Source organism: Tepidimonas ignava (assembly GCF_004342625.1).
GTDB classification, from domain to species: domain Bacteria; phylum Pseudomonadota; class Gammaproteobacteria; order Burkholderiales; family Burkholderiaceae_C; genus Tepidimonas; species Tepidimonas ignava.
The window spans coordinates 171,018-194,282 of sequence record NZ_SMAH01000003.1 but is presented as its reverse complement, the minus strand read 5'-3'; the positions used below and the strand labels follow the sequence as shown (position 1 = coordinate 194,282).

21 protein-coding genes are annotated in these 23,265 nt (G+C 63.9%); 14 read left to right on the top strand and 7 right to left on the bottom strand.

What is annotated here, in order from left to right:
• Window positions 1-9: 9 nt before the first annotated feature.
• The 14 genes from EDC36_RS03500 (at window position 10) to EDC36_RS03435 (ending at window position 11,515) form a co-directional block, all read left to right on the top strand.
• Window positions 10-321, top strand: coding sequence for a hypothetical protein (locus tag EDC36_RS03500; RefSeq protein WP_132961859.1), 312 nt, complete (start codon window positions 10-12; stop codon window positions 319-321).
• Window positions 321-1,724, top strand: a complete 1,404-nt coding sequence (locus EDC36_RS03495) for a hypothetical protein (protein ID WP_132961858.1) — start codon at window positions 321-323, stop codon at window positions 1,722-1,724. The genes EDC36_RS03500 and EDC36_RS03495 overlap by 1 nt, the downstream gene beginning before the upstream one ends.
• Window positions 1,724-2,179, top strand: a complete 456-nt coding sequence (locus tag EDC36_RS03490) for a hypothetical protein (protein WP_132961857.1) — start codon at window positions 1,724-1,726, stop codon at window positions 2,177-2,179. Before EDC36_RS03495 ends, EDC36_RS03490 begins: the two co-directional genes overlap by 1 nt.
• Window positions 2,179-2,508 carry a hypothetical protein gene (locus EDC36_RS03485; protein ID WP_243646458.1) on the top strand — a complete coding sequence of 110 codons (330 nt, stop codon included), beginning with the start codon at window positions 2,179-2,181 and terminating at the stop codon, window positions 2,506-2,508. Before EDC36_RS03490 ends, EDC36_RS03485 begins: the two co-directional genes overlap by 1 nt.
• Window positions 2,509-2,617: 109 nt before the next feature.
• Window positions 2,618-4,114 carry a phage tail sheath subtilisin-like domain-containing protein gene (locus tag EDC36_RS03480; RefSeq protein ID WP_132961855.1) on the top strand — a complete coding sequence of 499 codons (1,497 nt, stop codon included), beginning with the start codon at window positions 2,618-2,620 and terminating at the stop codon, window positions 4,112-4,114.
• A gap of 11 nt (window positions 4,115-4,125) precedes the next feature.
• Window positions 4,126-4,638, top strand: coding sequence for a phage major tail tube protein (locus EDC36_RS03475; protein WP_132961854.1), 513 nt, complete (start codon window positions 4,126-4,128; stop codon window positions 4,636-4,638).
• A 12-nt stretch (window positions 4,639-4,650) separates the two neighbouring features.
• Window positions 4,651-4,899, top strand: coding sequence for a phage tail assembly protein (locus tag EDC36_RS03470; protein WP_132961853.1), 249 nt, complete (start codon window positions 4,651-4,653; stop codon window positions 4,897-4,899).
• Between the two features lie 144 nt (window positions 4,900-5,043).
• On the top strand, window positions 5,044-8,097 hold the full coding sequence (locus EDC36_RS03465; RefSeq protein WP_132961852.1) for a phage tail tape measure protein: 3,054 nt from the start codon (window positions 5,044-5,046) through the stop codon (window positions 8,095-8,097).
• Between the two features lie 12 nt (window positions 8,098-8,109).
• The gene (locus EDC36_RS03460) at window positions 8,110-8,979 is read left to right on the top strand and encodes a phage tail protein (RefSeq protein WP_207895029.1); all 870 of its coding nucleotides are present in this window, start codon (window positions 8,110-8,112) and stop codon (window positions 8,977-8,979) included.
• Window positions 8,979-9,209 carry a tail protein X gene (locus EDC36_RS03455; RefSeq protein ID WP_132961851.1) on the top strand — a complete coding sequence of 77 codons (231 nt, stop codon included), beginning with the start codon at window positions 8,979-8,981 and terminating at the stop codon, window positions 9,207-9,209. Before EDC36_RS03460 ends, EDC36_RS03455 begins: the two co-directional genes overlap by 1 nt.
• A 3-nt stretch (window positions 9,210-9,212) precedes the next feature.
• Window positions 9,213-10,280 (top strand): phage late control D family protein, encoded by a 1,068-nt coding sequence (locus EDC36_RS03450; RefSeq protein ID WP_132961850.1) that lies wholly within the window; start codon window positions 9,213-9,215, stop codon window positions 10,278-10,280.
• Entirely contained in the window at window positions 10,267-10,551 is a 285-nt protein-coding gene (locus EDC36_RS03445) for a DUF6127 family protein (protein WP_132961849.1), read from the top strand. Before EDC36_RS03450 ends, EDC36_RS03445 begins: the two co-directional genes overlap by 14 nt.
• Window positions 10,548-11,024, top strand: coding sequence for a hypothetical protein (locus EDC36_RS03440; protein ID WP_132961848.1), 477 nt, complete (start codon window positions 10,548-10,550; stop codon window positions 11,022-11,024). Before EDC36_RS03445 ends, EDC36_RS03440 begins: the two co-directional genes overlap by 4 nt.
• Window positions 11,024-11,515 (top strand): lysozyme, encoded by a 492-nt coding sequence (locus EDC36_RS03435; RefSeq protein ID WP_243646457.1) that lies wholly within the window; start codon window positions 11,024-11,026, stop codon window positions 11,513-11,515. Before EDC36_RS03440 ends, EDC36_RS03435 begins: the two co-directional genes overlap by 1 nt.
• An 86-nt stretch (window positions 11,516-11,601) precedes the next feature.
• Here EDC36_RS03435 and EDC36_RS03430 read toward each other — a convergent pair whose 3' ends face one another.
• The 7 genes from EDC36_RS03430 to EDC36_RS03400 all read right to left on the bottom strand — a co-directional run bounded on the left by EDC36_RS03430 (window position 11,602) and on the right by EDC36_RS03400 (window position 23,250).
• The gene (locus EDC36_RS03430; RefSeq protein WP_132764545.1) at window positions 11,602-12,324 is read right to left on the bottom strand and encodes a hypothetical protein; all 723 of its coding nucleotides are present in this window, start codon (window positions 12,322-12,324) and stop codon (window positions 11,602-11,604) included.
• Between the two features lie 5 nt (window positions 12,325-12,329).
• Entirely contained in the window at window positions 12,330-14,324 is a 1,995-nt protein-coding gene (pglZ, locus tag EDC36_RS03425) for a BREX-3 system phosphatase PglZ (RefSeq protein ID WP_132961847.1), read from the bottom strand.
• Window positions 14,321-17,161 (bottom strand): helicase-related protein, encoded by a 2,841-nt coding sequence (locus EDC36_RS03420; protein ID WP_132961846.1) that lies wholly within the window; start codon window positions 17,159-17,161, stop codon window positions 14,321-14,323. The genes pglZ and EDC36_RS03420 overlap by 4 nt, the downstream gene beginning before the upstream one ends.
• The gene (locus EDC36_RS03415; protein WP_132961845.1) at window positions 17,158-18,930 is read right to left on the bottom strand and encodes a Fic family protein; all 1,773 of its coding nucleotides are present in this window, start codon (window positions 18,928-18,930) and stop codon (window positions 17,158-17,160) included. The genes EDC36_RS03420 and EDC36_RS03415 overlap by 4 nt, the downstream gene beginning before the upstream one ends.
• Before the next feature lie 19 nt (window positions 18,931-18,949).
• Window positions 18,950-21,715, bottom strand: coding sequence for a DNA methyltransferase (locus tag EDC36_RS03410; protein WP_132961844.1), 2,766 nt, complete (start codon window positions 21,713-21,715; stop codon window positions 18,950-18,952).
• Window positions 21,712-22,014, bottom strand: a complete 303-nt coding sequence (locus EDC36_RS03405) for a hypothetical protein (RefSeq protein ID WP_132764531.1) — start codon at window positions 22,012-22,014, stop codon at window positions 21,712-21,714. The genes EDC36_RS03410 and EDC36_RS03405 overlap by 4 nt, the downstream gene beginning before the upstream one ends.
• A gap of 342 nt (window positions 22,015-22,356) precedes the next feature.
• Complete coding sequence (locus tag EDC36_RS03400) at window positions 22,357-23,250, bottom strand: DUF2806 domain-containing protein (RefSeq protein WP_132764528.1); 894 nt, start codon at window positions 23,248-23,250, stop codon at window positions 22,357-22,359.
• Window positions 23,251-23,265 lie beyond the last annotated feature (15 nt).

The window sequence follows — 23,265 nt, the reverse complement described above, 5'->3', positions numbered from 1 at the left end:
AGTCTATTCATGGGATTGCTTGCGACCCTCAAACCCGCTGCCGGCGCGACGGCGGCGCTCTACACCACACCGACCGGGCGGTCGGCCACGGTCAATCTGTCGGCCTGCAATACGGGACAGGTCGAGGCGCGCGTGCGCGTTGCCGTCGGCACCGGCGCGACACCGCCTGCGAGCGGCTGGATTGAATACGACGCCGTGCTGGCACCGTCTGGTGTGCTGGAGCGCACGGCTATTGCACTGGCTGCGAACGAGCGTCTGTTCGTGCAATCCAGTACAGCCGATGTTTGTTTCAACGTCTGGGGCATTGAAGAGGTGGCGTGATGGGGCGGTACATTTCTAGTCAGCAATCGACGAGCAGCGATGTCAGATACGCGCTGTGCAACTTCGGTAGCAATGCGGCCGCCGTCACGTACCGGCTGCTCAACGAGGAGTTTTTGCCGGCGCGCAACATCCCCGATGTCAGGCCGGTGCCGCTGCCGTCCGCGATCAGCCTATACGGCGGCTACGGCACGGTGTCGCCGTCCGGCTACGGACTGGCGATGGACCCGGTGTTCACCCTGGGCGGCGCGTACCATGGGCGCCACAACAGCGCCGACAACGCCATCTATTTCGATGGGGCCATCCAGCAGGCGTTCGGTTATGGTGGGGCACATACGGCGCCCGGTACCAACAACAACGGCTGGTCGAACTACACGGGCCGCTGCGGCGAGTTTGGGCACGACCACTGGAATCTCGACGCGAAGGGGGCGCTGCTGCTGCCGCGTCGCAGCCCGTCGTATGGCGTTGAGACCAAGACGGAGCTCAACGATGCGTTCGTCAATGGCGATCTGTCTGACCGCAGCTTGACGCTGCTGCTGTGGAGTGGGGCGCTGTATTTGGCCCGCCGTGCCGAAGCCGAGGCGATCATCGTCTCTAACGGCACACGCGGCTTTATCAGCAGGTTTGTCGTACCAGGCCTGCCCAGCGGGTTCTACGGCACGGCGTCCTACAACCGCGCCCGCAACGAGCTGGTGATCCTGGGCGGCAGTTCCGCCACGTCCAGCAGCGGGATGTGGCTGCGGCTGTACCGCAATCTGCCGGAGCTCGACGCGACCAGCGACCTGAACGCGATTCTGTCGGCCATTACGACAACGCAGATTAGCATCAGCTGGTCTGGCTGGACGCCATCAAACGATGCCGAGGCAGTCGGCGGGGCCACGCCGGTGCTCACCGACAACGGAGACGTGTTCGTCGGCTTCTTCAACGCTGGTACGGCGCTATATGTGGTGCGATTCCAGCGCACTGGCGACACGACGTTTGGCGCGCCATCCAACCACGTGTCGTATGGCGTGACGACCAGCTATGGCCGGCACAGCTCCCGTGGTTCCGGGATGCAGGTGATGCAGACCCGCGATGGCAACACGGTGGCCTTCTACGGCCAGTATTACTACTACGGTGCGGGCCTGGGGGTCATCACCGTCAACAAGCGCTCCAACAGCGCCCGAGCGATGTACTCAGACAGCGAAACTTCGAACGGCCGCAGTCTATTGCACTGGGGGGAGACGGGCTTTGCGGTGGCGTTCCATGCGTCTGGCAACTTCAGCGCGCACGGCAACGGCGCGGCTTACGGCTACGACTGTTCGGTACAGACGGCCACCGTGTCGCCGACGCAGTTCACGCTATCGATTCCGAACGGTTACACCACCGCTGCCCCGCATCCATTCTTCGTGGAGGTGAACCTGTGATGAATGCCTACTTTGACATCCGAAACGGCCACATCGCCATCATCGAGACCGACACCCCAGAGCCCGGTTGGGTCAAGTTGAAATCTACGCAGTCGCGGCTGGCTGCGCGCTATCGGCTGGATGACGATGGCAAGGTGGTGGACGCCTATCCCGGCAAGACAGACGAGGAGGTGCTGGCTGCGATTGCCGAGCAGCAGGCGGCGCAGGCGCAGTCGACCGCGCCGTCGTCGCCGCGCGTCCTGACCAAGTTGCAGTTTCTCAACCGTTTCACGAACGAGGAACTGGCCGCCGTGTACACGGCCGCCAAGACCAACGTGTTGATTGAGGTGTTCATGGACAAGCTGAAGCTCGCGCAGGAAGTCAACCTGGACGACCCGCAGACCGTGGGCGGCTTGCAGTCGCTGGCGGCGGCCGGGCTGTTGTCAGAGGCCCGCGTGCAGGAGGTGTTGGCCTGATGTGGACGCTGCGGCGTGCCATGGGGCAGCGTCTGTCGCTGTTGGCGATCTGGCTGCTGTGTCAGGTCGCCGCAGCGGTGGCATCCGCGTGGATGCTGCTGGCCATCGTCACTGGTTCCCGCCGCGCCTGGACGCTGGCGGTGTCCTACGACCAGCTCGCCAACGCGGCCTTCGGCGGGCACGAGGATGAGACGATCAGCAGCCGCGCAGGCCGCGCACAGCGGCAGGGCAAGCGCTGGGCGTGCGTGCTGTGTCGGCTGCTGGATCGGTTCGATCCGAACCACTGTGAGAAATCCATCGAGCTGGATCGGGGTAAAGCGATGCGCTGATCGCCCCGTCTGACCCCGCCTCACGGCCGCAGAAATCCGCCAACGGGCGGATTTTTTGCGCATTCGCCCCTGACATCCGCCGCTTGGCGGATTTTTTTGGAGAAACCCCATGACCGAACGCTTTTTACACGGCATCGAGATCGTCGAGATCAACGACGGCGCGCGCAGCGTGCGCACCGTCAAATCATCCGTCATCGGGCTGGTCGGCACAGCGCCCGACGCCGCCGGCGCGCGGCGCGCCGAACTGACGGTCGGCAGCGGCAACGCGGCGCTGCGCGTCGTCGCCAAACAGGCGGGCGTCGTCGGCAACGCGCTGCGCCTCGAGGTGCGTGCCGCCACCGAGCCCGACCAGCCGCTGGCCATCGCGGTCGATGGTCGCGCGCCCGGCCTGATCCTGATTTTGGTCACACTGGCCAGCGATGCCGATGGCCAGCGCATCAGCACGGCAAGCGATGTCGCCGCGGCGTTGAATGCGGACGATGACGCCAAGACCCTCATCGAGGCCGCCGCTTTGGGCGACGGATCCGGCATCATGCAGCCAACGCTGGGCCCGAAGGCGCTGGATGGCGGTATGGACGAGCCGTTCCCGCTCAATACCCCGGTGCTGATCACGAATCGTCGCCTGATCCCGCATCTGGGCCAGTCCGGCACGCTGCCGTGGGCCATCGCCGGCATCTACGACCAGTCCGCGCCCATGATCTACGTCGTGCGCGTCGCCGAAGGCAGCACGACGAGCGAGACGATCAGCCACGTCATCGGCGGCCGCGACGCCGCCGGGCAGCTCACGGGCATCAATGCTCTGCTGACGACCCGCGCAGAGATCAAGCCGCGCATCCTGATCGCGCCCGGTTTCTCGCACCACAAGCCGGTGGCCGAAGCCATGATTGCGGCGGCGCACAAGCTGCGCGCCATCGCCGTCATCGACGGGCCCAATACCAGCGACGAAGCTGCAATCGACTACCGATCGCGGTTTGGCTCGGAGCGGGCCTACCTGGTCGATCCGTGGCTGATGGTGCGTCGCCCGGACGGCTCGCAAGCGCCCGAGCCGGCGTCGGCGCGCGTCGCCGGGCTGATCGCGCAGTCCGATGAGATCAACGGCTTTTGGGCGAGCCCCTCCAACCAGGTCATCCGCGGCGTGCTGCGCCCGGCGCGCTTGCTGTCGTGGGCGATCGACGACCCCAACACGCAGGCAAACTACCTCAACGAGTTTGGCGTGGCGACCTTCATCGTGCACGACGGAGTGCGTCTGTGGGGCAACCGCAGCTGCGCCACCGATCCGCGCTGGAGCTTTATCTGTGTGCGCCGCACCGCCGACATGATCAACGAGAGCCTGCTGCACGCGCATCTGTGGGCGGTGGACCGCAACATCACCAAGACCTACGTCGACGAGGTCGCAGAGGGCGTCAATGCGTATCTGCGCCAGCTCAAGGCCAAGGGCGCGATTCTGGGCGGCAAATGCTGGGCCGACCCCGACCTCAACACACCAGAAGCCATCGCCGATGGCCGGGTGTACTTCGACTTCGACTTCACCGCGTCGTACCCCGCCGAGCACATCACGTTTCGCTCGCGCATGGTCGGCGACTACCTCGAGGAAATCTTTAAGTAAGGAGCAAGGCCATGCCCATTCAACTGCCCCGCGTGCTCAAGAATATGAACCTCTTTGTCGATGGCCGCGGCTATGCCGGGCGCATCGACGAAATCCAGCTGCCCAAGCTCACGCTCAAGACCGAGGAACACCGCGCTGGCGGCATGGATGTGCCGGTCGAAATCGACCTCGGCATGGACAAGCTCGAAGCCGAGCTGACCATCTCGGACTACGATCCCGAGGTGTACAAGCTGTTTGGCCTGCTTGACCTCAAGCCGGTGCAAATCACGATCCGCGGCGCGATCCAGGCGCAGGGCGAAGAGGCCAAGCCGGTCGTCATCAACCTGCGCGGCGGCTGGCGCGAAATCGACGCTGGCACCTGGAAGCCCGGTGACAAGAGCGCGCTGAAGGTCTCGGTGGCGGCGAGCTACTACAAGCTCACCATCGACGGCCAAGAAGTGGTGGAGGTGGACGCGATCAACCTGGTGCGCAGGGTCGGCGGCGTCGATCAGATGAACGCCATCCGGGCTGCGATCGGGCTGTAAGGAGAGGTCGTTATGGGTCACGCCGAACGTATCCGTTTGCACTACCCCATCGAGCACGACGGCCTGCCGATCCAAGAGATCGCCCTGCGCCGCCCCACCGTCGGTGACCACCTGGCCGCGCAGAAGGCCGCCGGGACGGATGCCGAGCGCGAGATCCGGCTCATTGCCAACCTGGCCGAGTTGCCGACTGACGCCATCCTCAAGCTCGACATGAAGGACTACGCCCAGTTGCAGAAGGCGCTGGGGGGTTTTTTGCAGTGAATCCGGGTGAGCTCTCCGCCCTCGTGGTGGAGCTCGCCCTCTACACCCACTGGCCCCGATCCGAGCTGCTCGCCATGGAGGTGTGCGAGCTGGTCGAGGCCTTATCGATTGCGCGGCGGTTGATGTTCGCGCAGTGAGTCGTGTATGGCCGCATCGCATCCCGTCACCATCACCATCGGCGCCGCCCTTGCCACGTCGCTCGGCTCCGCGGTGCGCAGCGCGCAAGACCAGCTCAACCGGCTGGGCTCGACGATGGCCGAGCTGGGCAACAGGCAGGCCGGCATCAAGCAGCTGGAGTCTTTGCGGCAGCAGGCGATTGAAGCTGGCAAGGCCTGGCAAGAGGCGCAGGACAAGATCAGGCAGTTGCAGCAGGCCAAGGCCTCCGGGCAGTGGTCAACGCCCGCCTTGGACAAGGCGCGGGCACGGGTGGCGGCCGCGGAAGCGCGCGCTGCCGATCCGGCCCTATCCGAGAAAGCGCGCGCCCGGGCAGAGGCGGCGCTGGCCAAGGCGCGCGAGTCGCTGGCCGCGCAGCAGGCCAAGGCGGACGCGCGCTACCAGGCCCAGCTTGACGCGCTCATCGCCAAGGCCAGCAAGGCGAAGTCTGCGCTGGACGCCGTCAAGGCGTCTCTTGCGCAGCAGACGGCCGAACTGCAAAAGTCTGGCGTTGCTACGGCAAAGCTTGGCGCAGAAAGCGAGCGTCTCGGTAGCCAGCTTGAGAAGCTGCGCGAGCGCACCGAGGCGCTCACTCGCGCGCAACAGGCCCGGGCCAGCAATCTGGAGCGCCGCAGCGCCTACCGCGCCCAGATGATGGACGCAGTCGCTCTGGGTGGGGCGCTCTACGGCCTGGTGAAGCCGGCGGTCCAGTTCGAGTCGGTGATGGCGGACGTCAAGAAGGTTGTGAACTTCGACACGCCGCAGCAGTTTGCGCAGATGTCGAAAGACATCCTGGAGCTGTCCACCCGGATACCGATGGCGGCCGACGGCATCGGCGCGATCGTCGCCGCGGCCGGTCAGGCCGGCATCGCGCGCCATGAACTGGTGCGCTTTGCCGAGGACGCCGCCAAGATGGGCGTGGCCTTTGACCTCTCCGGCGAGCAGGCCGGCGCAGCCATGACCGGCCTGCGCACGATCTTTGGCCTCACGCAAGACGAGGTGGTCAAACTGGGTGACGCCATCAACCACCTGTCCAACAACATGGACGCCAAGGCGGCCGATCTGCTCAACATCGCCAACCGAGCTGGATCGACCGCCAAGCTCTTTGGCCTGTCCGGTGCACAACTCAATGCCCTAGGCGCGACCTTCCTGGCGCTCAAGACGCCGCCCGAAGTCGCGGCCACCGGCATCAATGCGCTGCTGCTCAAGCTCGCCACCGCCGACAAGCAAAGCGATAAATTCCAGCAGGCATTGGCGCAGCTGGGCCTGAGCGCGAAAGAGCTGAAGAAGGACATCGCGCTGGACGCTCAAGGCACGCTCATCAACTTCTTGGAAGCCGTCAAGGGCGCGCCGGATGTCATGGGCACGCTCTCCGACCTGTTTGGCGCGGAGTACTCCGACGACATCGCCAAGCTGGTCGGCTCGCTGGACACCTACCGGCAGGCTATCGGCCTGGTGGCCGACGAGACCGCCTATGCCGGCTCGATGCAGCGTGAGTACGAGGCGCGTGCGGCCACCACGGCCAACAACCTGCAGCTGCTCAAAAACCAGATATCCCGCCTTGGCATCACCATCGGCAACGCGCTGCTGCCGCCCCTGAACAGCCTCTTGGGCGCGCTGATGGCCCCCATCGGGGCCTTGGCGCAGCTGGCCGAGCGGTTCCCCGTCATCACTCAAGTGGTGGTGGGGACTATTGGCGCGGTGGTGGGTCTGAAGGTGGCGACCATCGCATTGGGCTATGCCTGGACCTTCGTGAAGGGGCCGATCCTCGGTGCGCAGGTGGCGGTTCAGTCGGCCCGCGCGGAGCTGGCCCGGCTGCAAGCGCAGGCAGCAGCAACCGGGGCCAGCGCGGGCATTCTGTCGCTGGCCTGGGCACGCATCAAGATGGGCGCGCTTGGCTTGATCGCGCCGATCAAGTCGGCTGCGCTGGCCTTCTGGTCGATGCTGCCGGCCATTGGTGCCACCACGACTGCGCTGCTTGCCAACCCGATCACGTGGATCGTGGCGGGCATCGGCGCGGCGGTCGCAGGTCTGGCGCTGGTGATCCGCAAATACTGGGATCCGATTGCGGCCTACCTTGGGGGCGTTTGGGAAGGCATCCGCGCGACGGTGCAGCCTGCCGTGTCCAGCATCACCCAAGCGCTGGCACCGCTGGCCCCCATCGGGCGCGCAGTGGGCGCGGCTTTCGGTTGGATCGGCGATGCCGCCAGCGGCCTCATCCGCTTGGTCGGCCAGCTGCTTGCGCCGGTGACGCTCACCCAGGACGAGTTCAACGGCCTGTCTGAGTCAGGCCGGTCGCTCGGCGCAGTGATCGGCAGCGTGCTGCGCGTGGCGCTGCTGGCGGTCACCGCGCCGCTGCGCGCCATCGGCGCGCTGGTCACGTGGGTGCGCGACGGTTTTACGGCGCTGTCAGGCATATGGCGATCCGTCGCCTCGATCTTCGCGTCGCCCGATCCGCTGCTCGCCTTGCAAGCGTCGCTGGGGTCAATGCTCAGCCATCTGCGCCAGATGGTCGTCCAGTTCGCCGACGTGGGCCGTGCTCTGCTGCAAGGCCTGGCGCGCGGCATCAGCGAGGCGGCACAGCAGGCCGTAGCCGCCGTGGGCGAGGTCGCCGCCAAAGTGCGCGATCGCTTCAAGGCGATGCTGGGCATCCACAGCCCATCGCGCGTGTTTGCCACGCTGGGCAGTGCGCTGTCGCTTGGCCTGGCACAAGGCGTGGCGGCCGCTGGGCCGCAGGCGGTGGACGAGGTCGGGCGGCTGGCGAAATCGCTGCAGGCGGTGCCATTCGCACTGACCGCACCAGGGGCGTCATCAACTGACCTGCGCCCGCCATTGCCGGATCGGCCCCCGATGGGCTTGAGCGTGCCGACAGACCGGATCGCTGGCAGCCCGTCTGCTACGCCATCGATCCACTTTGCGCCGCAGATCACCATCTACGCCCCGCCTGGCAGTGATGCGCAGTCGATGGCGTCCGATGTCGAACAGCGTCTGCGCCGCCTCATCCACGACGCGCTGCGCGGCAGCCGCGCGGCGCTGCACGATTGATCGGAGCCGTGTATGGCCGAGCGAGTGATGATGGCGCTGGGCCCCTTTCGCTTTGAAGTGGGGCAGGCGACGTATCAAAGTCTGGCGATGCGCCAGTCGTGGCGATGGCCGGAGCAAGCGCGCATCGGGCGCGAGCCGGCGCTGCAGTACACCGGGCGCGAGCCCATCGAAGTCACGCTGTCCGGCACGCTCTACCCGAGTTTCGATGGCGGCCTCGCGCAGGTCGAGCAGATGCGCGAGCTCGCTGACAAGGGCGAGCCGCTGCAGCTCGTCGACGGTCTCGGGCGCGTGTGGGGCGCGTGGGTGATCGTCGAGGTGGGCGACACCCGCAGCGTGCTGATGGACGATGGCCAGCCGCGTCGCATCGCGTTCGAACTCAAGCTCAAGTCGTACGGCGAAGACAACATCGTCACCGATATCAGCGGCGGCTGGAGCCCGTTTGCCGTGCTGCTGCCGATCATCGATGAGGTGGCGACCGACCCGCTGGGCGCGCTCAATACCGTGGTCGGCGATGTGGTGCAGCGCATTGCAGGGTCGATGGGCGGCAGCGTCACACAGCGCGCATCCGTGCTACAGGATGCCTTGCGTGACGTGATGCAGCCGTTGCGCACCGCGCTCAACGGCGCAGTCAGCCGACTGCGCGAGGCAGGCGTGACGCTGCCGGCCATCGATGCGCTGCTCACGCGCGTGGCGCGCGCCAGCGCCGCGCCGCTGTCTTCTTATGACGTGATGGCCGCGCAGATCGCGGCTCTGCGCGACGACATCGAGCGCGCCCGCCGCGAAGCCGAACGCCACCCGCAGGCCGCCGAACTCCAAGTGGTGCTGGACAGCGCCGATCTCGCATTGCAAGGACTACTCCCCGCCGAGCAGGAGACTGCCTGATGCTGACGCAAGACGACATCGTGGTCATGGCCCGCGAAGGGGACATGATCGACTACCTGGTGTGGATGCACTACCGCAGGCTAGATGTTCTGCCGCAGGTGCTGCGCGCCAACCGCCACTTGGCGCGCCTGAGCGCGGACGACATGCTGCGATTGCCAGACGGCACGCCGGTGCGCATGCCAGCGCTTGTCGATGAGCCGCAACTGCGGCTGGTGCGCCTGTGGTCGTAAGCCATGCAGCCGCGCTTCCGAATCACCGCCGACCGCCACGACGTCACGCGCGCCGTCGCCGACCGGCTCATCGAGCTCATCATCACGGATGAGGCTGGGCTGGCGTCCGACGTGGTGCGCTTGACGCTCGATGACCGCCGCCGCGCCGACGGCGCAATCGCGCAGCTGCCGCGCATCGGTACGCAGCTCGAGGTCGCCTTGTCATACGCCGGCGGCGCGTGGGTGCCGATGGGTCGCTACATCATCGATGAGGTCGAAATCAGCGCGCCGCCGGCCACGCTGACGGTCTCGGGCAAGGCCGCCGACATGGTCGGGCCATTTCGCAGCCCAAAGACGGGATCGTGGCACGACACGACGCTGGGACGCATCGTCGAAGCCATCGCCGCCGAGCACGGCTACACGCCCAAGATCGACCCCGAGCTGGGCGCAATCGCCATCCCGCACGTCGACCAGACCGAGGAGTCTGACATGGCGCTGCTCACCCGGCTGGCGTCCAAGCACGATGCCGTATCCAAGCCGGTGGCCGGCCACCTGGTGCTGGCCAAGCGCGGGGCGGCCAAGAGCGTCACCGGCCAAGCGCTGCCGACGATCACGCTGCGGCCGGATCAGATCAGCGAGTGGCGCTATCAGTACTGCGCCCGCCGGATAGCGGGCAAAGGCGGCTCCGGTCTCGCCGACCACGGTGACGAGAGCCACGGCGGAGTCAAGGCCTACTGGTGGGACTACCAAAAGGGCGAGCGGCGCGAAGTCGTCGTCGGAAACCCGCCTTATGAGGAACTACGCTACGTGCACGCCACCGAAGCCGAGGCCCGAGCCGCTGCCGCCACCCGCAAAAACCGCGGCGAGCGCTCGCAGGCCGAGCTGAGCTTTCGGGCGCCAGGAGACCCGCGCCTAGCCGCCGAGGCGCGGCTATCCATTGCGCTGCGACCGGGCATCCCCACGGACTGGCGCATCAAGCGTGTCGAGCACCGCTTGAGCGCGCAGGGGTACAGCACCAGCGTCGAGTGCGAACGCGACGTCACCGATCCGATATCGATCACACAAAGCGAGGTCAACGATGACACCCCATGACACCCAGCCGATCACGATCACAGCCAACGATTTCAAGGTGATGTTGGAGCAGGCTGCCGAGCGCGGCGCTGAGCAATGCCTGGCCCGCCTCGGGCTTGAAAACGGCAGCGCCGCGCGCGACATCCGCGAGCTGCGCGACCTGCTGGCCGCTTGGCGCGAGGCGCGCCGCGCCGCCTGGCAGACCATCGTCAAAGTCACCACGACTGGCATCCTGGCTGCGCTGCTGGTCGGCATTGCAGTCAAGCTCAAACTGACAGGAGGCGGCTCATGATCGAAACCCTGTTGGGCGGATTGCTGGGCGGCGCTTTCCGGCTCGCGCCCGAAATCCTCAAGTGGCTCGATCGCAAGGGCGAGCGCAGCCATGAACTCGCCATGCAGGACAAGGCGCTGGAGTTCGAGAAGCTGCGCGGCGCCCAGCGCATGGCCGAGATCGGTGCCGGGGCCGATGCAGCGTGGAACACCGGGGCCATCGAGGCCTTGCGCGAGGCGGTTGCGGCGCAGGGCCGAACCTCGGGCGTGAAGTGGGCCGATGCGCTGTCCACCACGGTCAGGCCCGTGGTCACCTACCTCTTCGTGCTGATGTATGCCGGGGTGAAACTCTCGGCCTTCGTCGGCTCGGTGCAGTCGGGCGTGGGGTTCGGGCCAGCGTTGCTCGCAGCTTGGTCGGAAGCGGATCAGGCACTGCTCGCAGGCATCCTGAACTACTGGTTCCTCAATCGCACGCTGGAAAAGGGGCTGCGGTGATGGGGCGGTCGGACGAACGTGTGATCCGCGTGCCGCCCCAAGCCATTGAGCTTGCAAAGCGCTTCGAGGGCTTTCACCGCGTTCCAAAGCACGATCCCAACCGCGCCTATCCGTACATCTGTCCGGCCGGCTATCCGACGATCGGCTACGGGCATCTGTGCGATCCGAAGCACCCGCCGATCACGGAAGGCGAGGCCGAGGCCTACCTCGCCCAGGATCTGAAGGTGGCGCTCGCCGCCACGTTGCGCTACTGCCCGGTGCTGGCCACTGAGCCGCAAGGGCGGCTGGCCGCCATCGTCGACTTCACCTTCAACCTCGGCGCCGGGCGGTTGCAGACATCGACCCTGCGGCGGCGGGTCAATCAGCGGGACTGGGATGCTTCTGCGCGGGAGCTGAGAAGGTGGGTATACGGCGGAGGAAGGGTGCTTCCTGGTCTCGTTACCCGGCGCGAAGCTGAAGTTGCTTTGCTCCTCATCACAGAACGGCGTTGACCGTAGGAACTGCATCCTTTGTCAACCTGTCAGGGGCCGTTATGGACCGATTCCCATGCTGCGATCTTACATCGCTGCGCAGTCATTCACTCACTCGCTTTCAAGGAAACCACTTGGCTGCTTGACCCTTGGGAATGGACGGCCAGGTTCGGGCTCTTCGAAACGAGGTACCCCAGCGGCTGATCGAGCACAAACGGATAGAGGACGACCTGAGACGATAGGGCAGAGACGGACACCGCTTTGCCGACGTAACGCAGGGCGGCCTCGACCAACCAAGCTACGGCCTGCTCGTCGCTGACCACGATCGGCTTCATGCGCACGAGGCGCTTGCCCTTCTCGACGCGCTCGATCGCGCCCCAGCTTGCCTGCGACTGAAGCACCATGTTGGTCATCCGGTACGTGCCTTCACGCTCGCCATAGGCTTCGCTCATTCGGCGATGGACTTCCGCCGAAGCACAATCACCCTGCAGCGCCGAGAGGCGCCCCACCAGCTCCGCCACCTTGCCGAAGAACGGATAGGTGGCAATGGCCATGCCCCAGGTCAGGGCGGCGATAGGGACGCTCGGGTCGGCCTTTAAGATCGCGACGCCACGCTCGGCGAAGTCGGCGAGTTCCGGGCGTGGCGCAAGCCACAAACGATTCAGCACGGTCCGTGTCTTCTTTCGTGCTGCTACACCCAGTCCAGCAGCATCCAGCAGGGCATTCAGCTCATCGAGCGTGCCGAGTTCGGCGCGTACCTTGAGCGCGGCAGCTGCCCATTCGATCGCTATAAAGCGATCAAAGCCAATCTGGGGTGATGACGACGCCATTCGATTCAATTCGCGTAGCTCACTTTCACGAAGGGCACGATTAGTTCCTCTACGGAGACACCGCCATGAACCACGACCTGGTCATCCTTCGGTACAAACGCCCCGCGTCCTCCTGCGAATAGCGGCATGAAGCTCGCCGGAAGTCCAGCGACATCCAGACGGAAGGTCTTCGGATTGGCTGCCGCCGTCTCCGCGATCAAAGCCTCGCTGCGATAAATCCTGACACGCTCCCCGCGCAGCTCAGACGCGACGCCTTCGTTCGGGCGGCCAATGCCCACCGCTTCGACGTTGCCGTGGTCTGCGGTTAGGTAGACGTGGAATCCGTTGTCCAGCAGCATCGAGAATAGACGATCCACGAAGCCCGACTCGCACCAGCTTGCGATCTGGGCTGCAATGCCACGCTTTCCAAGCACTGCCCCATGGATGATCTCGTCGACGGTGTCCACGACAAGGCCAGCCACTTTCAGAGACGGATGGGTCAGGGCTGCTTCAAGCGCGGGGAGGTCATCGGTGCGTTTGATCGACCTGCGGTACAGCACCTCATTTGCGCGAAGACCATGGTCCTGCCAGAACCGTGTCCATTGCGCCGGTTCCTGAGAGGTTGATTCGATGCTGTCGGCGAACTCACGTGGGCGCAAGCCGGAGAACAGCGCCTGCCGGGACACTGAAGTCAGGGTTGGCAGCCACGCAAAGCAGGCACTCTCGTCGAACATCAGCCGCTGCGACCGACTGACCACGGTCTCCCGGATCAGTATCCACTGATCTACGGCCAGCCCGTCAAATACCACCAGCGCGATCTTCTTCTCGCCGTTGCCCCGGCGCATCGCCAGATACCTCGGCACATGGTGGACCATGATCGGTCCCTTGGCGGCGGGCAATGACGGCAGGTCCGCATAATGCTTGCCTACCCATTCACGCAACCGATCGTCGGCGGAGATAGCCAGGTCTCGCATCGCGTCCTTGATGCTTTCCGCTCGGGCTGCATCCAGTCGGTGAAACCGTGAGATGACTTCGCCTAGGCGACGCGAGAAATGGGTCCAGTCGCGGTGCGGTGACTCGATGGTCGGCACTTCCGCCTTCAGGCTCTTGATGCCTTCAAACACCAGGTTCCGCATCGACGCCGGATCCTGCACCACACCCGCCTTGGCCCACTCCGGCAGGGTGGCCGGCACGCCCTGGACCATCAGCGGGTGCAGCGTGCCATCCAGGAACATCGAGTCGACGATCACCCGGACGTCATGGTGGTCGAAAGGCAGGTCGAGTTTTGCGACGTAATCCGGCGGCGTGGGTTCACCAGTGCGGGTTCCAGTGACTCCCAGCTTGGTGAGATAGCGAAACCAGGCTTCCTGCACGACACGCAGCGTGAGGCTCTTGTGCGCAAACAAGTCGGCGATGGGTATGCCCTTGAAGGCGTTATGCTCACCGACCACTTGCTCCACGTGCTGCGCGAGCACAGGCGGAAGGGCCGCCTCGCGGTAATGGAGACGAAGGAGCTCACGCCAAAAGTCCTCCGACCGTGTGATGAGGTGCGGGCTGATACGGAAGATGTGCGTCAGCACGAACTCCTTGGTCGCCGCTTCGCCCAGCGACTGATGCGCGTGCCTCGCCTGCGCCTCGAACAGCGCGGGCAGCATCTCACTACCCAGCTGCCTCACCACGGTATAGCTCAGCCTAGGGAACAACTCAGCGAGACTCAAGGAGAGCTTGCGCGCCTGACGCAGGTAGTCCCAAGGCAAGTCGGCGACGTTCATTCCCCGCAGATGGAGGATCAAGGCACGGGAGGGACCTGGCTCGCCGCGATCCCACGCCGCCCGATAGCGCTCCTCGTACTCTGCCCGGAACGCGATGCTGTCCTCGAAGGGCAGTACTTCAAAGCCGTGCTCACGCAATCCCGACAACACCTGCTCATCCAGCAGCACATCGTCCGGGTCGGCAACGATCCAGAGCCGGGCCAGATCGACGGGAAACTCCTTCAGGATGCGGTCAACCCAGGCTGTCATGCTGGCGTACCTCCCGGGTGACCAATGCGAAGCATCAGCACCGCATTGAGATCCGGCGTGCAGGCTTCCGCGTCCGCCAGCGCTGCCATGCGTGCCTCGTGCTCAGCTACGAGCCGTTTGCGGCGGTGCTCCCTGACGGCTGGAAGGCCGATCCGACCGATCGCCTGGTAACGCGCCTCGAAGGCGTAGCGCGCCCGTTCACGCTCCTCGGCGAGCCAGGCACGGTGCTCCTCCAGCAGCTCGGTAAAAAGCCGCTCCCCCTGTGCCTTGGCCGCAGCCAGCGACGTTTCAAAGCAGGCCAAGGCATGCTCCACCTCGACCTTCGGGGCGAGCGTCACGTTCTCGGTCAGCAGCAAATCCCAGATCCGCTTGGCGGTCGGCACGAAGGTGCGGCCATCGTCGGTAACAAACACGGGCAAGAATCGCCGCCGGTTGAAGTTCTCAGAGAGATTGGACGCGCTAATGCTGATCTCCCACAGCGACCACACGCCGTGCACCGTATCGGGCAAGCCGCTGACTGCCGCAATCGGCACGGGCTGGCCCGCCACGCAGCGCGGCAGTTCGCTGATGACTGCGCGGGCACGTGGTTCTTCCAACGTGATCCACTCCATCTCAGGGTTCTGTTCGGCGGTGCGCGCGTCGAAGCAGACACGGGGTGACTCGCTCCCGTCCGCCCACCTCACGCGCCAAGCGTCGCCTGCCTTCTCAGCCGCTCCACCTCTCGCAGGCAACCCGGCGGTGATCGCACGCTCCAACCAATACTGCGCTGGATGGCCCCGCCACTTGCGGGCATCGTCTGCTTCCAGCGTGTGGTCTTCCGTCAACAGATCGGTGTCTTTGCGGCTGGCCGCCACCTTCTCCCGCACCTGGTTGATGACCGCATCGCATTCCTTGTCGATCGAGGACGGGTCTTGCAGTCCATGCACAAACAGTTCATCGAAGATCGGCTCCACCTCCACCGAGTCCATCACATCCGCCGCTTTGTCGACACCGAACTCCTGAGCGATGACGGCGAGCTTCTCCTCCAGCACCTCGCGCACCCGGTGCTCTACCGTGTCTTCCAGCACGAGGTTGATCGCTCGCACGACATGGGGCTGGCCGATGCGGTCCACGCGGCCGATACGCTGCTCCAGCCGCATCGGGTTCCACGGCATGTCGAAGTTGACGATGACATGGCAGAACTGCAGATTCAGTCCCTCGCCGCCGGCGTCGGTGGAGACCAGCACTCGCACGTCGCGTGAGAAAGCCTGCTGCGCACGAGTGCGCGCGTCCAGGTCCATGCCGCCGTTGAGCAACGCCACCGAAAAGCCCCGGCTCTCCAGGAACTCCGCCAGCATGGCCTGGGTGGGAACGAACTCGGTGAAGACCAGCACCTTGAGCTGCGGGTCGTTCTCCTCCTGATGGAGCTTGTAGATCAATTCCAACAGCGCTTCTGCCTTGGCATCCGTTCCCTGTCGCTCGGTTTCGCGGGCGAGATCCAGCAGCATCTCGACCTCCGACTTCTCCCGTTCCCACCCGCTGGCCTGCACGGCAATGTCGAGCTGGGACTGGCCGTCGAGCTCTGCCCACTCATCCGGGTCAACTGCCTCGAACAGGCTCGCCTGCGCCTGAGGCGCCTCCAGCACGCCCTGGCGCTTCTCCAGGGTGGCGCGGATGGCGGCCGTACTGGACGTCACCAGCCGCTGCATCAGGATCATCAGGAAGCTGATGTGCCGCTGCTTGGCAGCCATCGCCTGGTTGTAGCCGTGCCGGACGTAGTCCGTCACGGCCTCATAGAGCCTTCGCTGAGCGGCATGCCGCTCTTGCCAAGCTACCGGGTGAAGTCGTGTGGACCGAGGCTTGAACAGCGGCTGGCCCTCGGCGTCGATGGCGGCCCGCTTCTCCGTGCGGATCACGAATGGGCGCACCCGATCGCGGTCGATGCTGCCTTCGTCCGGAAACGCCTCTCGGTCCAACAACTGCATCAACCGCATGAACTGGTCGGTCTTGCCCTGATGCGGCGTCGCGGATAGCAACAGCAAGTAGGGAGCGGCCTCGGCCAAAGCGGCACCGAGCTTGTAGCGGGCAACCTGCTCAGTACTGCCGCCGAGGCGGTGTGCCTCGTCGATGATCACCAAATCCCAGCCTGCCGAGATCAGATCCTCGAAGCGCTCGCGGTTGTAGGTGGCGAGTTGCTCCAAGCTCCAACCACGGCGGCCTTCGATGGGTTTGACCGAGTCGAGCGAGACGATCACCTGGTCATGCATGCGCCAGAGGTTGTCGTCGCCCCCAGAAACCGAAAGAGCGCCGTTGTCACGCCACTGGCGGAACGCGGCCAGCTCGGAAGGCTCGACGAAGCGGAAGGCCTCGCCGAAGTGCAGCCGCATCTCGGCCTGCCACTGGCGCACAAGACCTTTCGGTGCCACCACCAGCACCCGCCGCACCATGCCACGCAGCTTCAACTCGCGCAGGATCAAACCCGCCTCGATGGTCTTGCCAAGCCCCACCTCGTCCGCCAGCAAGTAGCGGATGCGATCTCGGCTCATGGCCCGGTTCAGCGCGTAGAGCTGGTGCGGCAGCGGCACCACGCTGGACTGGATCGGCGCCAGCAGCAGGTTGTCTTCCAGCGCGTCGAGCAGCTTGGCCGCGGCCGCCGTGTGCAGGATCTGCTCCACCGTCGGGCGCACGCTGGTCAGCTCGACCAGATCCTGGGCGCGGGCGCGCACCACCGCCTCCTTGGCCGGCAGCCAGACGCGATAGGCGACCTCCCCCCACACGTCCTGGCGGTCGATCACCCGGCAGGGCGAGCCCTGCCGGGCATGCCAGCACCAGTCGCCGACAGCGAAACCACCACTCATGCCTCATCCTGCTTGAGCACTGCCCGCCCCTGTTCGGTCAAGCGGTACCGCTGCTTGCTGCTCTGGGGCTTGTCGGGAATCGTCATTTCCAGCAAACCGGCCTCCAGGGCGGGCTGGAGATAGGCATCCCCGAAGTGCTTGCGGTCCTTAAGACCCAAGGCGTTCATCAGTTCCTGCCGTGCCATCTCCCCCGTAGCCTTTCTCAATAGCGCGAGGACTTGCGGGGTAACTTGTGGGGTCACTTGGGGGGTGACATGGGGGGGCACTTGCGGGGTGGCTTGTTCAGTCGCCCGGGCGAATCGTTGCCGCAGCGCATCCCGTACCTCGAACAGAGTCTCGCTCACTGGCTGAAGCAACTGCTGATGAACCAGGAAATCGGCGATTTGCTTGGCCTGCTGCGTCGTGCCTACACCCAGCCCGCGAATATCGGTCAGGCTGATACGCTCACCAGCCGAGCGTCCGAGTCCGAGGGCCAGCACGTCCGCCTGCTCTCGGGTCAGGTTCACCCCGATGGCCTGGCGGAAACGCTGCATCGCCTCGGTGACCAGCGGCCTGTTGATTAGCACCAGCTCGAACTCTTTACGCGCCTTGTCGTTCTTCAATTGCGGCGGTACGCGCCCCAGGTCGTGCCAGTTGCGGAAGATGGCGCGGATGCCTGTTCCCGCCTGATCCGACAACCCGATTCGCCGGAACGCCTTCACAATGGTCGGGTTGCGTACTTCCTTCTCCGTCGGGTCCAGCAGTTCCGCCTCGGTCGCAAAGGCATCGCCGGGATTCCAGAAAATGGTGCGGTCGGCAAACAGGCGGATGGATGCTTTACGTCCGTGATCGCCGTAGTCCTGATGGATCAGCAGGTTGATCGCGGCCTCCCGGAAGGCCACATAGTCGGGCGGATCGTCATTGCGGCGAAGTGTCGCGGGGTCGAGCGAAAACGGGTGCTCGGCGATCCGCATGTAGCGGGCAACCAGGCCCTGCCATGTCTGGAATATGTTCTCCTCGAAGACGTAGCGGTCATGCCAGCGCTGATCCGCCGACCACTGGTCGAAGGGCGTGTCGATGCGCTGATAGTCCAGCACCGGCCGCGGCAGAATCTGCCGCACATAGCGCCCATCGCCAAACAGCAACACGCCTGCGCGGGTGGGCAGCATGCTGCCGCTCCGTTCGACGATGAAATTCCAGTTGAGCAGAAACCCGATCGGGTCTGCGATCTCCAGGTGCTCCGGATTGCGACGGGCGAACTGCACTTGATACCACTTGACCGTCTCCAGATCGAAGCAGCGATCCACCGGAATGTCCGGAAGCGCCATACCGTCATAGCGATCCTGTGCGGCATCGCGCAGGAAACGCTCGAGCTCGCTTGGGGTGCATTGCTCATCGCCCGCGCCTCGGCGGATGTAGCTCTGGCGAGGATCACCCTTGAGATAGACCGGCTTGTCGGCCCGGGATGACTCGGGCACGTGGAAAGCGAAAATATGCTTGCCGTCGATCTCGAACTTCCGCGGCTCGACGGCGATGACGCGGTTCAACTTCTGACCGCCACGCAGCGCAGCCAGAAAATCGTTCTGCACCTTGTCCGGCTCCTCGACCCCGGTGATTTCCAGTTCCCCGTCGCGCTCGCTCACGCCGAACACCAGCCAGCCTCCGGCCGTGTTGGCGAAGGCCGAGACGGTCTTGTAGGCGTCCTCGGGCACGCCGCGCTGCGCGCGTTTGCACTCGAAATCGTTCCACTCGAAGCCGTTCAGGCGCGCGAGCAGCTCATCCTGGTTCATCGTGGCACCTCAATCGCCATCAGGAACCAGCCTCCGTACGCGTCAGCGCCTGGTCATACCAGAGCAGCAGCTTCTCGTCTTCCTGCAGCGCCTCGTCCGGGATCTTCTGGGCGACCTTGATGATGGTCTGGTAGTCCTTCCTGCTCCACGCGTCCTTGAAGCCGGCGCGCAGCACCTCCAGCCGGAACTCCTTGAGCTTGCGGCCGCTGTGTTGCTGGTACTGCTCGAACTCCTTCAGCAGTGCCTTTTCGCGTTTCTTCTCCAGATCCTGCGCCTTGTTCGGATCCGGCACGTACCAGCGATCCTTGGCCTTGGTGATCAGGCGTGGGTCGCTCTTCTCCAGCCCGCGCAGCTCTTTGAAGTTGGACGAAAGGTAAGCGTGGATCTGGCTCGGGACTGCCCCCGATCCGTCGTACTTCAGGAAGTTGTTCTCCAAGAGCGCCATCAGCTCCGGCTTGGCCTCATGCTTCTTCCAGCCGGCGCCGAGTTGGGTGGTGAACTCAGGGTGAATCTCCTGGTACGTCGAGGGACGCCTTTTCAGGAAGTCCGTCAGCCAATCGATGGCGCTGCGCTCGTCGCAGACGAACAACTCTATCTGCGGTGCCTGGGCCGCCTGCGCGCGCTTCTTGTCGTATTCGGCGACCTGCTCGGGGAGGAACATCATGCCGTCGCGCTCTGGAAAGCGGCTGCGCAGGCCACTCAAGAACTCGTCCGACGACAGGGGCACCGGCGCATCGTGGCGCACGAACCAGGCCACCATCCGATCGTAGATACGCCGAGGATCGCGCTCGACGATGAACTCCAATTCGCCGTGCTTGGTCTTGGCCACCGGGAGATACTTGAGGTGCGTCTGCACGAAGTCCCAGGCCGAGGCTTCCGACGCGCCCCGTTCGCGGAATCGCTGCTCCAAGCCGCCGTTGGGCTTGTAGGCGGAAATCACCAGGTCCTGCTTGACGGCGGTGGTGGAGGTCACCTGACGGTAGCTGCCCTGCACCTTGTCCAGGGCAGTGACCTCGGCCACAACAAAGCCCGCCTGCTGCAAGGCCACCTGGATGGCATTCCAGACGGAAGCCTTGCTGTTGGAGAACACCACCGTCATCCAGCGGCCGGGCTTGAGTACGCGGTGGTATTCCGCGAAACAGCGCTGCATCAGGTGCTGGTATTCCGGCAGCGCCTTGTGCTTGAAGCGGTCGATGATGGCTTCGGGCTTCGCGTCCGTGGTCACGCCGTGCCAGGACTCGACCAGGAAGTTGAGATCGGCGTAGTAGATGTTCTCGCCAAACGGCGGGTCGGTGAAGATGTAATCCACCGAGTCATCGGGCAGCGGCAAGCGGGCGGCGGTGCCGGTGCTGATCGCCGTCTGGCCAGCGCCGACTTTCAAGTTGCGGAAGGCTTTGACCAGCCGATCCAGTTTTCCGCCCAGGTTGTACCAAGGGCTGCACTCCGCGTGCTGCGAGGCGACGTAATAGACGCCGTTCAGCATGCGATTGACTTGCGAGAAATGTGTCGGGCTGTAGCGGTTCAGCACCGATAGACCCCAAATCGCCTGCTCCACCATGAACAGCAGGAAGGCGCGGATGCGCGCATCGGGATGCGCCTTTGCCTTCTCCCACAGCTTGCCCATGGCCTGCGCAGCACGGGGCAGGAAGAAGTGGTGTATGCGGGTGAATCCCTTGGGTGCAATTCGCGACCCGTGATACATGTCCTCAATGGGGAAGCGACTGGTCGGTACAGCAGCCGGTAGCGGCATTGATTCGATCTTGGCGATCGCGGCCAGATCTTGGGCATCTGGCGCCTTCTCGTAGCGTGTCTTCCCAACCGTGTAGACGATCAAGGACGGCTTGAACTTCACCCTTTGCCACGGCTCGCCGGTGGCCGGATCGAGTCGGTTCTCCAGAACCCGCTCCAGACGATCCTTGTTGAGTTCAGCACTGCAATGGGGACACGGGAAGGTGTCATGAACCCGCTTGCTGTCCTGGTCGAGGGCTTCATCAAGGAAGTTGACCTCGCCCGCGCATTCCGGGCAGGTGAAGACTTCGCTCCAAACGGTGTATTCAATTCGCCCCTTGGTCTTGCCGTCCGAGTGCAGGGTCTCGTACATCCAGCCGATTTCGGCTTCCAGCTCATCGAGCAGTTGCTTGCCTGCCCTGGCGAAGGCGTCCACATCGAACGGCAGGTTGTAGTTGGCGGCGATGAAGGTGGCCGCGGGCGACAGGTCGTTGAGGATGACGCGCCGCGCCCCCCATTTGGGCGCCGGACGGCCTTCCTTCTTCCAGGCCATCTCGATCTCGTGCCGGTAGCTGGCCGGCGCCGATCCACACCACTGGGCGGCAACGCCCGTCATGCCTGATCCCGCGAAGCCGTCGAGCACGAGGTCGCCCGGCTCGGTGTAGTGCAGGATCGACGGCACGATGGCCAGGTGCGGCACCTTGGTGTGATAAGAGTGCGCCTTGTAGATCGGGTCGGTCTTGCCCACCGAGACGTCGATGGCCAGCGGCTCGCGCCGATACGGTTCGTTCGGGTCGTAGGGCTTGCCGTAGTGCTTGACGAAGTCCGCGAGCCACGGGTTCGGGCAGGCGGTGTAGTACGGCGGATTGGACATGGCGAGGATGGCCTCATCCGTCCCCTGCGGGAAGCCGTCCTGCTTGCGGAATTCCGGGTCCTTGAGCTTCTCGGCGAGCAGCTTGAGAAAGTGATCACGGCGCGCCTGGTCGTTGGGAAAGGACAGGCCCAGGCATTCGACGGGGGCGTTATCGCCTTTTGTGCTCTTGAATAGGGTGCTCATTCTTTGTTCTCGGCGCGGCCGGCCTGAATCAGTGAATTCGCAGACTGCTTGACTGCACCACTGAGGTTGTCGATGGATTTTCTGACACGCTCCAGCTCTTCCACTACCGGATGATGAGGAACGCTGGTACCCATATACGGCCGCAGGTCGATGTGTGTTTTCTCGCTGTAGTCGATCTTGCCGTGTTTATACTTTGCCGACACGGTGAATGTCTGTGGACATTTCGCCGTATCAGCCTCATTACCAAAAATGCTGGGGCCGGTGCCGAGATCGGTAGCTCTGACATCGGCGGTAGACAATCAATCGGGTTGGTGAACGCCGACTGCTTGGCCAGATTGCGTGCTTCCGACTTGTCTCCAAACTGGTGGAAGTCGCGATCTATATGAAGCCTTAGATCCTGCGCCGGCGATCGGCCGACATTCTTTACCAACAACTGCAACACCTGTGTCCCCATACGGACCTGGACTGACACGTGGACATAGGGCCGATTCTGGTCAGCAAGTTGATCGCGCATTGCTGCGACGGCCGCACGGTTGGCGCGCAGGATGAAGAACGTCAGACCCGCGAATATCGCGGTCAGTAAAACGTTCGACAGTGCCAGCCATTCGGCGAGATTAGCTGGTGTCATCAGTGAGTTACTATCAGCCATTGATGCCCCCTATGCTTTGGTTGGGCTCTCTATTCAAGAGCGGTGACGACAAAATATATCCATGCTTCTGCCATTCAGCGAGAACATAGGCGAAATAGTCGTCTGAGGGCGCTGAGCCGCAAATAGGCGCAAGCTCCATTCCTGCTCGTGTCAGCAGAACCTTTCCTAGTACAAGCTCATTCTGGTCTTGCGGAAACTCAATGGTGACCGGACGCCCGTAATAAAAAACCGTGGCGTACTTGCCAAGACCGCGGCGTATGAATCCCGTCAGATTATTGAATGTCACCAGACCAATATCGTCTAGGTGATTCAAGCTCGAAAAGGTGATTCCGACTCGATTGAAAATTTCATTCTGCTCGTCCAAAACGAGCGCCGTAAGGCCTCCTATCATCCACGCAAACGTGCAAAACCGGGTAAATAGCTGCGCGTCGGCCTTGTCCAGTGTGGCGACCAGTTCAATCGTTCTCTTGGAGAATGTGCCCGGCGCGTTTGCTTGCCCTGCAAGAATGTTTGCCCAAAGGGATTGCATCTCCTGATCCGACACCAGGCGACAACGGTCAAAAAAATGGGTCAGCCAATCTTTTTCGACTTGCTCGGGTTTTGCTTCGGGCGAAAGGTGTGGAATGGCCTTCGCTGTGATACTTTCGATGTTTTCCTGCTTTTGGCCTTCTTCGCGCACCATGCGGACGAGCGCGCGCTGTTCAAGTTCCGATATCTCAATCCTGGTTTGAGCACGGATCAAGTCGGCTTCAGCCTCGGCTTTGGCGACGCGCTTTATCTGCCACGGCTTGGCAATACCGCCGACCGCATCAGATACCTTTTCGATAAGGACGGTTGCTGGCTTTGAAATGTCACCGAGGTTAATTAGAGCCCCGCTCTCACTCATGTTTTTCCCCTGGGT